Source organism: Nocardia otitidiscaviarum NBRC 14405 (genome assembly GCF_000308635.1).
In the GTDB taxonomy this organism is placed as follows: Bacteria; Actinomycetota; Actinomycetes; order Mycobacteriales; family Mycobacteriaceae; genus Nocardia; species Nocardia otitidiscaviarum.
The window spans coordinates 1-14,333 of sequence record NZ_BAGD01000125.1 but is presented as its reverse complement, the minus strand read 5'-3'; the positions used below and the strand labels follow the sequence as shown (position 1 = coordinate 14,333).

Sequence of the window (14,333 nt, the reverse complement as noted above, 5' to 3'; positions counted from 1 at the left end):
CCGTCGCGAAGATCTGCAGGAAGGCAAGGAAACTCAGCCCGTACCAGAACACCTCGTGCGAGTCGGAGCTACCGAACAGGCGGATCACCAGCAGCAGCACCACCGCGCACACCAGGTTCACCGCCGGACCGGCAGCACTGAGAATCCGCTGCGTGCGCGGGCTGAAGTTGTGCGAGTGCACGTACACCGCACCGCCGGGCAGCGCGAATCCGCCGATGGCGATGAAGATCAGCGGCAACACGATGGACAGCAGCGGGTGGCTGTACTTCAGCGGGTTCAGGGTGAGGTAGCCGCGCAGTTCGACCTCGCGGTCGCCCGCCCGCCACGCGGTGTACGCGTGGCCGAACTCGTGCAGGCACACCGATACGATCCAGCCCGCCACCACCAGGATGAACACGCCGAGCCGAGCCTGCACCGACGACGCGTCCCCGTTCCAGGCCAGCACCCCGCCCAGCACGGTCACACCCACGAACAGCAGGAATACCGGGCTCGGCCGCACCGACCCGGACCTGCGCCCCACCGACTGCGGATAGTTCATCGCACTCCTAGCGCACCAGCAGCCACGGCTCGTGGTGCCGGTAGAAGGTGGACCGCCGCACGGTCTTGTCGCTGCTCACGCCGTCCCGGACGACCAGCGCGCCACGGGTGCCCAACTGCATGGCGCGACCGGCCACCCATTTGCGCTTGCGCAGCCCCCGCTGCACGGTGGCGTGCAGTCCCGGCATCTCCAGCATGGGCGAAACGTGCAGCGCCGCAACCTTGCCGGTGAACAGGCGGGTGTCATCCACGTACGCCTCGCCCTCCAGCTTCTCACCGCTCGGGCCCACGATGCTGGCGCGGCCGATGAGCACCTTGCCGGTGTCGTCGCGGATGAGCGGGGTTTCGCGCGCGGAGCCCTCCAGGGCCTTCTTGGCGGCGGCGTTGCCGGTGCCGGTCTGGTAGGCGCGTGAGCCGTAGGTGCGGTCCACGGGCACGTAGCCGATCTCCACATGGAGCCGTTCGGTGCGCATGAGGTGGGTGAGCACGGCGGCCAGTCCGGCGTCCTCGCCGAGCACGATCAGGCGGGGCAGGCTGTCGGCGGCCAGCACCGGCAGCATCTCGTCCAGGGCGGCGGGATCGGGAATGGCGGCGGTCTGCACCATCGGCAGCGACGCCAATGCGATCGGTACCGGTGCACCGTTGCAGCGGAGAACATGGGTACTCAACTGCCGTACACCCTCCTCGGACCTGACAATTCGCCTCGCCTCGCCGCGTCTCGGACCGAGCGCCTGCCGGTCCGCACCGATGCCACCATAGTCCTGTTCAGTTGCCTCCGCTTCGCTCCTCGTCACGGCGGGCGGGGCGGGAACCTGGGGGTATGCCCGTATCCACTAGACTGTGCGTCCGGCCACCGCCTTGTGACGGCGGGTAGCTGCAGTGTCACCGACGCTGCGTGTCGATCCCGTAGGAGACTCCTGATGCCGGCAATCGTGCTGATCGGCGCCCAGTGGGGCGACGAGGGCAAAGGCAAAGCAACCGATCTGCTCGGCGGCAGGGTGCAGTGGGTTGTCCGCTACCAGGGCGGCAACAATGCCGGTCACACCGTGGTGCTTCCCAATGGTGACAATTTCGCGCTGCATCTGATCCCGTCCGGCATTCTCACCCCGGGTGTGACCAACGTCATCGGCAACGGTGTGGTCGTCGACCCGGGTGTACTGCTGGCGGAGCTGGCCGGTCTGGAAGAGCGCGGCGTGGACACCTCCCGCCTGCTGCTCTCGGCCGACGCGCATCTGATCATGCCCTACCACGTGGCCATCGATAAGGTCACCGAACGCTTCCTCGGCAACAAGAAGATCGGCACCACCGGCCGCGGCATCGGCCCCTGCTATCAGGACAAGGTGGCGCGGGTGGGCGTGCGCGTCGCCGACGTGCTGGACGAGAAGATCCTCACCCAGAAGGTCGAGGCCGCACTGGAATTCAAGAACCAGGTGCTGGTGAAGATCTACAACCGCCGCGCGCTGGATCCGCAGCAGGTGGTGGACGAGGTGCTGGAGCAGGCCGACGGCTTCAAACACCGCATCGCCGATACCCGGCTGCTGCTCAACCAGGCGCTGGAGAGCGACGAGACCGTGCTGCTGGAGGGTTCGCAGGGCACGCTGCTGGATGTCGACCACGGCACCTACCCGTACGTCACCTCCTCCAACCCGACCTCCGGCGGCGCGGCGGTGGGTTCCGGCATCGGCCCGAACAAGATCGGCGCGGTGCTGGGCATCCTCAAGGCGTACACCACACGCGTCGGCTCCGGCCCGTTCCCGACCGAGCTGTTCGACGAGTCCGGCGCGTATCTGGCCAAGACCGGCGGCGAGGTCGGTGTGACCACCGGCCGCGCCCGCCGCACCGGCTGGTTCGACGCGGTGATCGGCCGCTACGCCACCCGCGTCAACGGCATCACCGACTACTTCCTCACCAAACTCGACGTGCTCTCCAGCCTGGACACCATCCCGATCTGCGTGGCCTACGAGATCGACGGCGAGCGGGTCGAGCAGATGCCCACCACCCAGACCGAATTCCACCACGCCAAGCCCATCTACGAGGAGATGCCCGGCTGGTGGGAGGACATCTCGGGAGCCCGCACCTTCGAGGAGCTACCGGCCAACGCCCAGGCGTACGTGCTGCGCCTGGAGGAGCTCTCGGGGGCCCGCGTCTCCTGCATCGGCGTCGGCCCGGGCCGCGACCAGACCATCGTCCGCCACGACGTGCTGGGCTGACCGGGCCACCTCGCCGGACTCCCGAACGGATCTGCCCGCCGCGTCCACGGCGGGCGGATCGCGGTTACGCGCGGGCGGTGCACGGGTGCTGTCGAGTGCGCCCGGGTTCAGTAGAGCGGGGTCAGCGGTGCGAGCGGGTCGGCGGCGTGCGGCGTCAATGCGGAGTAGGCCGCGGCAATGGATTTCACGGCCAGCCGCAGGTCCGCTTCCTCCTGGGTGAAGGGCAGGCGGAGGAAGCGTTCGAACGCGCCCTGGACGCCGAAACGCGGTCCGGCGGCGAGCAGTACGCCGTGGTTGGGGGCGGTCGCCGCGAGGGCGGTGGAGACCGGGGTGGGCAGTTGCACCCACAGCGACATGCCGCCCGCGCCCTCGGTGGTGGGCCGCCAGTCGGGGAGTTCCTCGGTGAGCGCCTCCAGCAGGGTCGCGCGGCGGGAGTGCAGTTGCGCACGGCGTTGCGCGAGAATGGCATCCGCGTTCTGGAGCAGGTGCACGGTGGCCAGCTGATCCATCACCGGGGTGCCGAGATCGACGGTGGATCGGGTGCCCAGCAACTTGGTGATGAGCGACTGGCTGGCGCGCACCCAGCCGACCCGCAGGCCACCCCAGAAGGATTTCGACGCCGAGCCGATGGTGACGATCTCCGCGCCGCGCGCGAAGGCGGCCGCGGGCGGCGTCTGCGCACCGCCGGTGAGGTCCAGATCCACCATGGATTCGTCGACGATCACGGTCATCCGGGTGTCGCGGGCGATGGCGGCCAGTTCGGCGCGCCCCGCCTCGTCCAGCCGCAGTCCGGTCGGATTGTTGAAGTCGGGCACCAGGTACGCCACGCTGGCGGCGGTCTGCCGTGCCGCACTGCGGATTCCGTCCAGGTCCCAGCCGTCGGGCAGCAGCGGCACGGGCACCGGACGCGCCCCCACATCGCGGATGGCCTCGATGGCGTTCGGATAGGTGGGGTGTTCGATGAGCACCCGTTCCGCCGGGGTGGTCAGCACGTTCAGCAGCAGCCGCAGACCGTGCTGCGCGCCGAGGGTGACCAGGATCTGCTCGGGGTCGGTGGGCAGCCCGCGTTCGGTGTAGCGGCGGGCGAGGGCTTCGCGCAGCATGAGCATGCCGACCGGGTCCATGCCGTGTGTGCCCAGGTAGGTGGGCAGCCCTTGCAGGGCAAAGGAATACGCGTCCTTCATCTCCTGCGGCGCGGACATGGCCGCATACGTCATATCGATGGTCGGCAGTTCCGGCTGCGCCATCATGGCCAGCAGGCTGCGCGCCGGTTTGGTGCCGTCGTGCACCACGGTCGGCGGTAGCGCCACGGTGCTGCGCGATCCCTGGCGGCTGATGAGGTAGCCGTGCTCGCGCAGTAGGGCGTAGGCGGAGGTGACGGTGGTGCGGCTGACGCCGAGGGTGGTCGCCAGATCGCGCTCACTGGGCAGCGCGATGCCGAGTGGGGCGCGGCCGTCGTGGATGAGCAGCCGAATCCCTTCGGCCAGCGCCAGATACGCGGGCCGGGGGGAGCGGCGGATGGTGTCGGACTCGCCGCCGCCGGGCCGGGCTTCGGCCGGGACGTCGCCCTCCGCGCCCCGGCCTCCGGGTTCGTCCTGTCGCCACCGTCCCAGGTCTCGCGCCAGGCTGGCCGCGCCGATCACTCGTGTCGCCATACAGGCCAGTATCCGGGCAGTGGATATTTGATTCAAGTGCAACTGGCTTCATTCTTGGGCCATGACCTCGTTGCTGTTCTCGATCGCGGTGGTCGGCTGCTTCGGCTGGCTCGTCTACCACTTCGCCCCCGCCCCCGGTGAGCGCTGGGATCGCCTGCTCTCGCGGTATCGGCCGCATGCCCCGATGGCGGACTGGTCGGCCGGTGACTATGAGGATCAGCGGCAGTTCGTCGATCTGGACGCCGCGCGGACGCGTCATGAGTCGGCAGTCCAGTCTTAAAAAACTGGCATGCTCGAAATTCTGATGGTCGACACGGATATGTCGGTCACCCTGTGCACACTGGCACTATGCCCTACCCGGAACGTCCGCTCGCCGCGGCGCTCTTCGATACCGCGATAGGCCCCTGCGCCATCGCCTGGAGCGCCGTCGGCGTGCTGCGCTTCCAACTTCCCGAGGACGGTGCGGAGGCCACACTGGCCCGCATCACCCGGCCCTATCGCGGCGAGCCGGTCGCGCCCGCCGAACCCACCTTCGACATCGGCAAGGCCATCGCCCGCATTCAGGCCCACCTCGCCGGTGACCTCGACGACCTGCGCTGGATTCCGTTGGACACCACCACGATTCCGGAGTTCCACCGCGCCGTCTACACCGTCACCCGCGCCATCGCCCCCGGTCACACCCTCAGCTACGGTGAGGTGGCGGCCCGTGTCGGCATGCCCAATGCCTCCCAGGCGGTCGGACAGGCCATGGGCCGCAACCCGATTCCGCTCATCATCCCCTGTCACCGGGTGCTCGCCGCCGACCACGCGCTGCACGGTTTCTCCGCCCACGGCGGACTCACCACCAAACAGCGGCTGCTGGAGATCGAGCGCACCCCGGGCTTCGGAGAACCGACCTTGTTCTGACCGCGCGGTGTCAGATCCCCCGGTCGATCATGTCGAGCAGTTGCTCGGAGAGGTGGTCGAGCTGCTCCGGTTCCAGGAAGCGGAACGGACCGTCCACGGCGAGATAGGCGAGGCCGTGCACGGTCGGCCAGGCCAGGAACTCGGCACCCGGGCGGCGTTCCGGCGGCAGTAGCCCGGTCTCGACCAGGCCGTCGAGGGCATCGCCGAGAATCTCGATGGCCGAGCGGCCGGTGGGTCCGGCCGCCGCCGGTTCGGCCACCGCGCTCACGTCGCGCTGGGTGGTGAAGGCGGTCAGGAACAGTCCCGGCTGTTCCCGGGCGAACCGCAGGTATCCCGCACCGACCGCGTGGAACCGGGCCCGCGCCGCCGCCGCGGGGTCGTCCATGGGCGCAACGGCGTCCTGGGCGGCGGTCATGGCGGCTGCCAGTTCGGCGAGCGCGACCCGGGCCACCGCCTGTACCAGGGCGTCCTTGTTGGCGAAGTGCGTGTACGCGGCGTTCGGCGCGACGCCCGCTCGGCGGGCTGCCTCCCGCAGCACGATCGCCTGCGGACCGCCGCCCTCGCGCGCCATGGCCACGCCCGCCTCCAGTAGCGCCTCCTCCAGTGCGCCGTGCCGGTAGGTCGTGCGCTTCGCGCCCGTCTCACCCATGTGCTCTCCTTCGGTTCTCCCCACCATATCTGGACGTCGTCCAGAATTCTCCGGCATATATCTGGACGGCGTCCAGAAATCTGTGTACGGTCCATCTGTACAGCGTCCAGAATGTCATCCGATGAGTTGTCGCTCCCCGGAGCGTCTGGCCCCCCGACGGCACCACCGCAGACCGAACTACCGAGGAAAGACCTGATGAAGACCGAAAAGCTGCTCACCGCAGGCGCTCTCGCCACCCCCGTGTTCTTCGCGATCGCCCTGGCGCAGGCGTTCATCCGCGACGGCTTCGACCTGAGTCGGCACATGATCAGCCAGCTCGCCCTCGGTGAGCTCGGCTGGTTGCAGATCGCCAACTTCGTCGGCACCGGTGTGCTCTTCGTACTCGGCGCACTCGGTCTGCGCCGTGCCCTCGCCGACGGCATCGGCCACATCTGGATTCCGCGCCTCGTCGCCGTCTTCGGCGCTGGCCTGATCGCCGCCGGTGTCTTCGTCTGCGACCCGGTCAAGGGCTACCCCGTGGGCGAGCCCGACACCCTCACCTGGCACGGCATGGCGCACGGGGCCGCTGCCACCATCTCCGGGTTCGCCCTGGTGGCCGTGAATGTCATCCTCACCCGGCGCTACCTCCGCGCCGACCGGAAGGCCATGGCGGCCGTCACCATTGCCATCACCGCGGCGTTCATGATCCTGCCCGCCGCCCTGCCCGCCCAGGTGAGCATGGTCTTCGCCGCCGTCTCCTTCCTGGCCTGGGGCTGGATCTCCCTGCTGGCCGCCAGCCTCCTGCCCGCCAACCGGGCGGCGGGTGTCACACGGGAGCCGCAGTTCGCGTGAGGTGAGCGAACGGAAAGGCGTCCGCACCAAAGTCAATGGTGCGGACGCCTTTTCGTGGAGCTGGCGAATCAGACGACCGCGCCGTAGGCGCTGCCGATGCCGAAACCGAGGGCACCGCCGGCGACACCGCCGACGACCGCGGCCGGAATGCCGAGGGCCGCAGCGCCGACGGCGGCACCGGCCGCCGCGCCGACACCGGCACCGATCAGCGCGCCCGCTCCGGCACCCGGCAGCGAGGCCGCGCCGCTGGTGGGAATGCCAGCCGCGATCCCGCCGATAACGGCTCCGGTGGCCGCGCCAATGCCGGTGCCGATGACCGCGCCGGGCACCAAGCCGACCGCGGCGGCCGGGATGCCCGCCGCCAGCGCGCCCGCCGTGGCTCCGATGACGGTGCCCGCGATGGTTCCGGCGGCGATCTTGTCCGAGCGGCTGGCGTGGATGCCCACGGAGTTCAGGCCGGTGGCGATGCCCGCCTCGACGGCGGCCGCGCCGCCGTTGACCGGGTTCAGCACCGCATCGGGGACGTCGTCGGGGACCGGCGTGGTGAACGCGCCGACGCGCAGGGTGCGCGGGGGCGGGGCGATGGGGGCCACCGGTTCCACGGGCACCGGGGCGTGCAGGGTGCCCAGGTCGATGGCGGGTGCGGCCTCGGGTGCCGGGATGGGGCGGTAGTTCGGGGGCACGAGGTAGTTCGGCGCGGGTGCGGGCGTCGGCGGGGTGGTGACACCCGGCTGGATCGGCCCCGGGGTGTGGCCGACCGGGCGGTCGGTCGCGGGAGCGGTGACGCCGGGCTGGACCGGACTGGTGGCGGCGCGTGGGGTGTCGCCACCAGCGAGGCCGGGCTGCGGCGCGGCGTCGCCGGAGGAGCGGCCGGAGTCGGCGCTCGGCGGGTTCGCGGTGGGGGTCCGCGCCGTCTGCGGTCCCCCGGGGGTTCCGTCCTGGGGGTTCGCTGGCGTGGCGTCCTGCGCACCGGCGGCGGCCGGTGTGTTCGGGGACGCGGCATTCTGGTCGGTGGTAGCGCAGCCGACGGCCAGGGCCAGCGGGATCGCGCCCACCACGAGTGCGCGGCGGCGCGCGCCGGTCTTCAGTTGTCCATGCCGACGAGCCACGTCGAACACACCACCTTCATCAGGGTCTTGATTCTGTTGCGATCAGGAACCGGTGGCGGCCGCGTGCGTGGCGAGCGTTCTCGTTTCCTGTTGATCGTGCATTCGGAGCGGAGAACTCCGGGGGCACGGGCAATGTGGTTCCCGCACCCCTTTCGGGAGCGGATATCGGGCGGGAACCTGGCAGGTCACCTGAGCGGGGATGTTAGCTGAATGAAAGCTGTGCATAGCAACTCGGTGTGAGATGTCGCACAGGGGTGCGACTTCGCCGGTGTGGAACCGAAAAACAGCTGGTCGAAGAGTGAATTACCTTGCCGCGCCGGTCAGCTCTCGAATTTGCCGGGAGATGACCCAAGCATCAACTCCGCCAGTGCCTCGCGATCGGTGACATCGAGCTTGATGCAGGCGCGGTACAGATGCCCCTCCACCGTTCGCACCGAAACCGTCAAGCGGTCCGCGATCTGCCGATTCGACAGCCCCGCCGCGACCAGATTGGCGATCTCCCGCTCCCGCGCGGTCAGCGGCAGCGGCTGTGCCGACTGCCGTAGCGCGGGCGTGCCGGCCCCGCCGCAGGCCGCCGCGAGCCGGTTGGCGGTGGCGGCGGATTCCAGCAGTCGCCTGCGGTCCCCGGCCCGCTCATGTGCCGAGGCCGCCTGCGCGGCGGCGTCGGCGGCGGACAGCAGCACCCCCATGGATTCGAATTCCGCTGCGGCGGCATCCAATCCGTCGCCGTCATGGGCGGCGACCGCGACGGCGTGCCGGGCCTGCGCCTGTACCAGCCGCCCATCCACCCGGGCGGCCAGGTCCGCGAGCCGCCCCGCCACCGACTGGTCGCCGAACCGGGCGGCGGTGTGCAGCGCCATGGCCTCGATGGCGTGCTGGTGCGAGCGCGCGGCGGCGTCGGCGGCCGTGAGGGCGTGCCGGACGGCGGGGCTGACCGTGCCCTCGGCGGCGGCCTGCCAGGAGCGGGCCAGCGCCAGCTGTGGTTCGTAGACGGCGCTGTGCCGCCCGCCCCGGGCCACCGCGGCCTCGATGCTCTCGGCGGCATCGGCCGCCCGGCCCAGCGCCGAATAGGCTTCGGCCAGGCGCAGTCTCGCGGGGAACATCCACGCCGCCGCGCCCTCCATGGCCAGGGCGGCGAGGGCCTGTTCGAGATTGTCGACGGCGTCCGGGAAATGCCCCTGCGCCACGTCGACGGTGCCCTGCAGGATCTTCGACATGCCCCACGCCAGGTACTGGCCCGGCGACGAGTAGCCGAAATAGCCTCCGGCGCAACGGCGGGCGGCGTCGAGGTCGCCGGTGAAGGTGAGGGCCAGCACCTCCGCGTGGGTGGACATGAAGCGGTTCAGCCCGTCGATGTGCTGTTCGACTTCGTGTCCGCGCGTGGCGTATTCGCGCGCCGCCTCGCCGCGCCCCATGAGCGCCAGGGCGAGCCCGCCGCCGAAGGCCGCCCACCACACCGCCCAGGGCGGCGCGTCGGCGTTGGTCATCACGGGTTCGGCGAGTGCGAACGCCTCATCGAGCTTGTTCTCGTTGACCGCGCAGGCCGACGCCAGTCCGTCCAGGGTGGCGACGATCTTGGGATGCCGCACCCGACCGCGCACCAGACCCAGCACCTCGTCGGCACGGTCGGCATCGCCCATGGCCCACAGCAGATTCGACACCCGGGTGCTGCCCCAGCGGGCCAGTTGCACCTCGTTCAGCTGGTCTGGATCGAAGCTGGCGAGGGTGCGTTCGGCCTCGATGCGATGGCCCTGCCACAGCAGCGCCCGGGCCAGTAGATCCGCGGCCTCCACACCGCCGCGCCGCTCCACGGCGGCCCGCGCGAACCGTTCCCCCAGTGGGATGTTCGCCAATCCGATGGCATCGGCGGCTGCTGCCTCGAACAGCTCCAGATCCGCGGATTTGTCACTGTCCAAAGCCAATTCGGCCAGCCGAATACGATCCGACGCCGAATTGACCGGCCGCTCCTTCAACGACGAGTACAGCCGTCCCCGCAGCCGCCGCGCCGACGCGATGCCCAGCCGCCGCCGGATCACCTCGCCGAACAACGGATGGTTGTAGCGCACCAGCAGCTGGTGAGTGTTCTCGACAATCCGGATGACACCGCGTGATTCGGCGGCCTCCACGGCCTCCTCGCCCGCGAGCTCGGCCAGTACGTCCAGGTCGATGGGTTCGCAGAAGGTGAGCAGCTCCAGCACCTTCAGCACGTCATCGGGCAGCTGCTCCACCCGATCCTCCAGCAGCGCAGCCAGTTCCGAAGTGACCGCCGCTCGTCCGCGCAGCTGCCACACCCCGTTCACCTGCCGCAGCGTGCCCGCCTCCAGCGCGCCCTCCACCAGATGGCGTAGGAAAAGCGCGTTGCCCCCGGAGGATTCCCACATCAGGTTGGCGGTGAACCCCTCCAGCTGTCCGCCCAGCATGGATTCCACCAGTGCCACGCTCTGCCGCTGGGTGAACGGCCGCAGATCCACGCGCAGCAGATGCCCGTCCTTCCACAGCGAGGTCACCGCGTCCGGCACCGGCACCCCGCTGCGCACGGTGGCAACGATATGGGCGGCCTTGTCGATGGCCAGTTGCAGCAGCAGGGTGGCGGAGAGCTGGTCCAGCAGATGCGCGTCGTCGACGCCGATGATGGTGTGGCCGTCCGCGAGCAGGGCCTCCCGCGCGGCCGCCATGAACGTCACCGGATCGTGCGCGGTGTACACGCCGACCATGTGGGCGAAGACGCCCAGCGGAATGCTGCGCGCCGATTCGGTGCCCGCCACCCATCGGATATTGCCGCCGACCGCGGCGGCGGCCTGCCGCGCCAGCGTGGTCTTGCCCACCCCCGCGTCCCCCGTCAGGACGGCCCCGACGAACTCGTCGCCCGTCAACGCCGCCCGAATGGATTCGAGTTCGCCGCCGCGCTCGACCATCGGCCAATTCCGAGCCATGTGACAACTGTAGTGCGCCGACCCATCGTGAGCAGGGCGAACGAACTGTACGGGGCATTCGAACAATCCAGCGAATATGCGCGTGTGCTATCGCCGTGGCCGATATCGTTGGGGCGCTTCCGCTCCCGAACGGTGGCGGCCGGTTCGACCGCCACCGTCAGGGAGAGGAGGTGAATGGGAGATGGTTGGAAAACACCGGAAAGTTGAGCCGGCGAACCGTGCAGCATGGTTTGCTGCCGGAGCTGCTGCGGTCGCCGGGCTCATCTACATCGTGGTTCGACTGAAGAGGACCCGATAACCCGTTCGGGTGGGGCATCGTTGGCGCGGTGCCCCATCTTCAACCATCACTTCCGTGATGACCACAGTGTACGTCGTGAGTCGATCGAATGTGGTAACGATCGTGGGCTCGATCTCTCAGTCCGCCCAGACCTGTTCGATCGGGGTGCCCTCGGTGGGCGGGGGTGTCGGGATGGCCCCCGGGGTGCGGGAGAAGCGCGGGGCGGGTGCGTGCTGCACCACGCCGTCGATCTCGACGAGACCGCTGCGGGCCTGGATGTGCGGGTTCTGGGTGGCCTCGGTGAGGGTGAGCACCGGGGTGGTGCAGGCGTCGGTGTGCTCGAAGATCGCCCACCACTCGTCGCGGGTCTTGGTCTTGAACTTCTCGGCGAAGAGTTTGCGCAGTTCGTCCTGCGCGGTGGGGTCGATCTGGTGCGGCAGCCCGGTCGGGTCGATTTCCAGGCCCTTCAGGAATTCCGCGTAGAACTGCGGTTCGATGCAGCCGACCGCCATGTACTTGCCGTCGGCGGTCTCGTAGGTGTCGTAGAACGCCATACCGGTGTCGAGCAGGTTGGTGCCGCGCTCGTCGGACCACAGGCCCACCCCGCGCATACCCCAGATCATGTGTGAAAGGGCAAGTGCGCCATCGATCATGGCGGAGTCGATGACCTGCCCCCGGCCGGAGCTCTGGCGTTCCACCAGCGCGGCGAGCACGCCGAAGACCAGGAACATGGAGCCGCCGCCGAAGTCGCCGACCATATTGAGCGGCGGCACCGGGCGCTCACCCTTGCGGCCGATGGCATTGAGCACGCCGGTCAGCGAGATGTAGTTGATGTCGTGTCCGGCGCGGTCCGCGAGCGGGCCGTCCTGTCCCCAGCCGGTCATGCGACCGTACACCAGGCGCGGATTGCGCTCCAGCGCCACCTCGGGCCCCAGGCCCATGCGCTCGGTGACGCCCGGCCGGAAGCCCTCGATCAGCACGTCGGCCTTCTCGATGAGGCCGAGCACCTTGTCGATATCGGCGGGATCCTTCAGGTTGGCCTCGACAATGGTGCGCCCGCGCCACTGCGGTCGCTCCATGAAGCCCGGCAACTGGCCCGGTCGCTGGACGCGAACCACATCCGCGCCGAGGTCCGCGAGCAGCAGTGCGGCGTGCGGACCGGGGCCGATACCGGCCAGTTCAACAACCCGAATGCCCGCGAGCGGGCCCTGTGCGGCGGTGGATGGAGTGCTCACGCCCTACCTCGGTTCATCGTCGAATCCTGTGCACCGGCTCACCGTGCCGGTGTTGACAGTATGACAATAACGGGGTTTCGGGTGTGCTCCCGGGTAACGATGTGCGCGATGTCGGTGTTCTCAGGCATGCTCTCCGGTGCCCGACCGTTCAGCACGTCCCGCCGGAGCGCACCATGCCGTCTCGCCGATCCGCCAAGAACTCATTGTCCGACAGCGATATTCGGCAACTAGCCGCCGCCGTGGACGCGGGTCGCTCACCCACCGTGTGGTTCACCGCCGACGCCGTCGGCATCGAGGAGGGTCGATCCGGCAAGGTGGTCGCCGTCGCCGACCCCGGGGAACCGGACTTCCTGCACGTGCGGCCCGCGGGATCCAGCGACACCCTGGCCTTCTCGCCCACCGAACTCACCGTCGCCCGCCCTCGCCGCAATCCGCCACGCGCCTCGCGGTGAGCAGGCCACCGCGCGGGGTCGCTCCCTCCGGGGCAGAATGCTGGCAGCGACGAGGCGGGAGGAACTGGCGTGGGTGTAGCGGGTGAGGTGCTGGTCGGCCTCGCGATTCTGGTGGGGCTGATCGGCGTGGTGGTGCCGATCCTGCCGGGCGTGCTGCTGATCTTCGGCGCGATCGCGGTGTGGGCCTTCATGACCGGGGGAACCGCGGCCTGGGTCGTATTCGCCGTCTGCACGGCGTTTCTCGTGATCAGCGGGGTGATCAAGTACACCTGGCCCGGGCGCAAGCTCAAATACGCGGGCGTGCCGAACCGGTCGCTGTTCATCGGTGCAGTGCTCGGCATCATCGGCTTCTTCGTGCTGCCGGTGATCGGGCTCTTCCTGGGATTCGTACTGGGGGTTTATCTTTCGGAGCTACAGCGGCTGCGGGCGCAGCGCACGGCGTGGGTGTCGACGCAGCACGCCCTGAAGGGGGTCGGGCTGTCGATCCTCGTCGAGCTGTTCGGCGCGCTGCTGGCGGCCGGGGTATGGGTGGTCGCCGCCGTCGTCGTCTAGCCGCTACCCGATCGTCTGGCCGCTACTCGATGATCGGAAGTGGAATCGTATCTCCCGGAGCGGGTTTCGGGAGTTCGGAGCGCTTCAGGCGCAGGGTCGGCGACTCCGGGCCGAACAGCGGCAGCGTCGGCGCGGGGTCCGCGAGCTCGCGCTCCTTGGCGGGCAGGCGGTAGAAGGCGCGGGCATTGTCCTCCAGCACCCGGTGCAGGTCCGTGCCGACCGCCTCGGTGATGAGGGTGATATCGGTGTCGAGGAAGGGCCGCCCCGCGCGGGTGCCGGGTAGATCGGAGCCGAACATGAGGGCCTCCGGATTCACCGCGTGGATCCGGCGCAGCGCGCGGCCGACGTCCATCGCCACCCGGCCGAAGCCGGACGCCTTCACCTTGGCCCCGCGGTCCACCAGATTCAGCAGGTAGGGCAGGCAGTCGTCGGACATGCCCAAGTGGTCGATGGACAGCTGCGGCAGCTTGCTGATCACCGGTTCCAGCGATCCCAGCATGGACCCGTCGATGTACAGCTCGACATGCCAGCCGACCAGTTCGTAGGCGCGCAGCGCCAGCATGGTCAGCCCGACGATGTCCCCGCCCGCGCGCTTGAGATTGAACCGCAGCGCCCGCACCCCGGCCCGGTCGAGCGAGATGATCTCCTCGTCGGTGGCGTCCACGTGCAGGTTGATGACGCCGACCCAGCCGTCGCCCAGCTCGGCCAGCGCCGCCCGCAGAAACGTCTCATCCGTGCCCTGGAAGGACCCGCTGACCACGGCACCACCGTCGATGTCGAAGCGTGACATCCGCCGCTTGTAATCGGCGATGGTGTACGGGTCGGGCAGGTAGCCCTCGTTCTCGATCAGCGGGAACCGCGGATCGATGATGTGGACATGGGCATCGAACACGTGATCAGCATGCCTCACATTGGTGACAAGTGCGGAAAACCTTGTCCGCCTGGTGGATCAGCCCAGGTCAGTTGGCGACTTTGTCCGGCTCACTC

The 14,333-nt window shown here is 69.3% G+C and carries 14 protein-coding genes; 6 read left to right on the top strand and 8 right to left on the bottom strand.

What is annotated here, in order from left to right; all coding sequences use genetic code 11:
* Nucleotides 1-538 (bottom strand): site-2 protease family protein (locus ON31_RS28095; protein ID WP_039817941.1); only part of this gene is annotated, 538 nt, incomplete at its 3' end.
* A 7-nt stretch (nt 539-545) separates the two neighbouring features.
* Nucleotides 546-1,205, bottom strand: coding sequence for a hypothetical protein (locus ON31_RS28090; RefSeq protein WP_039817938.1), 660 nt, complete (start codon nt 1,203-1,205; stop codon nt 546-548).
* A gap of 252 nt (nt 1,206-1,457) precedes the next feature.
* Between ON31_RS28090 and ON31_RS28085 the strand changes: the two genes are divergently transcribed.
* Nucleotides 1,458-2,747 carry an adenylosuccinate synthase gene (locus tag ON31_RS28085; RefSeq protein ID WP_029929769.1) on the top strand — a complete coding sequence of 430 codons (1,290 nt, stop codon included), beginning with the start codon at nt 1,458-1,460 and terminating at the stop codon, nt 2,745-2,747.
* Nucleotides 2,748-2,854: 107 nt separating this feature from the next.
* Here the strand turns inward: ON31_RS28085 and yczR are convergent, their stop codons facing one another.
* A complete protein-coding gene (yczR, locus tag ON31_RS28080) occupies nt 2,855-4,402 on the bottom strand; it encodes a MocR-like transcription factor YczR (RefSeq protein ID WP_039817936.1) in 1,548 nt (515 codons plus the stop codon).
* Between the two features lie 61 nt (nt 4,403-4,463).
* Here yczR and ON31_RS28075 point away from each other — a divergent pair, with 61 nt between their 5' ends.
* Both ON31_RS28075 and ON31_RS28070 read left to right on the top strand, forming a co-directional pair.
* Nucleotides 4,464-4,682 carry a hypothetical protein gene (locus ON31_RS28075; protein WP_039817934.1) on the top strand — a complete coding sequence of 73 codons (219 nt, stop codon included), beginning with the start codon at nt 4,464-4,466 and terminating at the stop codon, nt 4,680-4,682.
* Between the two features lie 68 nt (nt 4,683-4,750).
* On the top strand, nt 4,751-5,308 hold the full coding sequence (locus ON31_RS28070; RefSeq protein ID WP_039817932.1) for a methylated-DNA--[protein]-cysteine S-methyltransferase: 558 nt from the start codon (nt 4,751-4,753) through the stop codon (nt 5,306-5,308).
* A 10-nt stretch (nt 5,309-5,318) separates the two neighbouring features.
* Here ON31_RS28070 and ON31_RS28065 read toward each other — a convergent pair whose 3' ends face one another.
* The gene (locus tag ON31_RS28065) at nt 5,319-5,957 is read right to left on the bottom strand and encodes a TetR/AcrR family transcriptional regulator (protein WP_039817930.1); all 639 of its coding nucleotides are present in this window, start codon (nt 5,955-5,957) and stop codon (nt 5,319-5,321) included.
* A gap of 195 nt (nt 5,958-6,152) precedes the next feature.
* On the opposite strand from ON31_RS28065, the gene ON31_RS28060 reads away from it, so the two are divergent.
* Nucleotides 6,153-6,788: a DUF998 domain-containing protein gene (locus tag ON31_RS28060; RefSeq protein WP_051037839.1), complete on the top strand. Its 636-nt coding sequence runs from the start codon at nt 6,153-6,155 to the stop codon at nt 6,786-6,788.
* 68 nt (nt 6,789-6,856) lie between these two features.
* Here ON31_RS28060 and ON31_RS34925 read toward each other — a convergent pair whose 3' ends face one another.
* The 3 genes from ON31_RS34925 to ON31_RS28045 all read right to left on the bottom strand — a co-directional run bounded on the left by ON31_RS34925 (nt 6,857) and on the right by ON31_RS28045 (nt 12,342).
* Entirely contained in the window at nt 6,857-7,897 is a 1,041-nt protein-coding gene (locus ON31_RS34925; protein WP_147287012.1) for a hypothetical protein, read from the bottom strand.
* A 320-nt stretch (nt 7,898-8,217) separates the two neighbouring features.
* On the bottom strand, nt 8,218-10,830 hold the full coding sequence (locus ON31_RS28050) for a helix-turn-helix transcriptional regulator (RefSeq protein WP_039817929.1): 2,613 nt from the start codon (nt 10,828-10,830) through the stop codon (nt 8,218-8,220).
* Between the two features lie 414 nt (nt 10,831-11,244).
* Nucleotides 11,245-12,342 (bottom strand): CaiB/BaiF CoA transferase family protein, encoded by a 1,098-nt coding sequence (locus tag ON31_RS28045; RefSeq protein ID WP_029929757.1) that lies wholly within the window; start codon nt 12,340-12,342, stop codon nt 11,245-11,247.
* Nucleotides 12,343-12,515: 173 nt separating this feature from the next.
* Between ON31_RS28045 and ON31_RS28040 the strand changes: the two genes are divergently transcribed.
* Both ON31_RS28040 and ON31_RS28035 read left to right on the top strand, forming a co-directional pair.
* On the top strand, nt 12,516-12,794 hold the full coding sequence (locus ON31_RS28040) for a hypothetical protein (RefSeq protein WP_147287011.1): 279 nt from the start codon (nt 12,516-12,518) through the stop codon (nt 12,792-12,794).
* A 69-nt stretch (nt 12,795-12,863) separates the two neighbouring features.
* Nucleotides 12,864-13,346 carry a DUF456 domain-containing protein gene (locus ON31_RS28035; protein ID WP_039817925.1) on the top strand — a complete coding sequence of 161 codons (483 nt, stop codon included), beginning with the start codon at nt 12,864-12,866 and terminating at the stop codon, nt 13,344-13,346.
* A gap of 22 nt (nt 13,347-13,368) precedes the next feature.
* Here the strand turns inward: ON31_RS28035 and ON31_RS28030 are convergent, their stop codons facing one another.
* Nucleotides 13,369-14,238, bottom strand: a complete 870-nt coding sequence (locus ON31_RS28030) for an amidohydrolase family protein (protein ID WP_039817922.1) — start codon at nt 14,236-14,238, stop codon at nt 13,369-13,371.
* Between the last annotated feature and the right edge of the window lie 95 nt (nt 14,239-14,333).

Coding starts and splice junctions, on each gene's coding strand:
- ON31_RS28075 (WP_039817934.1), top strand. CDS start 4,464: ATGACCTCGTTGCTGTTCTCGATCGCGGTGGTCGGCTGCTTCGGCTGG.
- ON31_RS28050 (WP_039817929.1), bottom strand. CDS start 10,830: ATGGCTCGGAATTGGCCGATGGTCGAGCGCGGCGGCGAACTCGAATCC.
- ON31_RS28070 (WP_039817932.1), top strand. CDS start 4,751: ATGCCCTACCCGGAACGTCCGCTCGCCGCGGCGCTCTTCGATACCGCG.
- ON31_RS28040 (WP_147287011.1), top strand. CDS start 12,516: ATGCCGTCTCGCCGATCCGCCAAGAACTCATTGTCCGACAGCGATATT.
- ON31_RS28085 (WP_029929769.1), top strand. CDS start 1,458: ATGCCGGCAATCGTGCTGATCGGCGCCCAGTGGGGCGACGAGGGCAAA.
- yczR (WP_039817936.1), bottom strand. CDS start 4,402: ATGGCGACACGAGTGATCGGCGCGGCCAGCCTGGCGCGAGACCTGGGA.
- ON31_RS28065 (WP_039817930.1), bottom strand. CDS start 5,957: ATGGGTGAGACGGGCGCGAAGCGCACGACCTACCGGCACGGCGCACTG.
- ON31_RS28060 (WP_051037839.1), top strand. CDS start 6,153: ATGAAGACCGAAAAGCTGCTCACCGCAGGCGCTCTCGCCACCCCCGTG.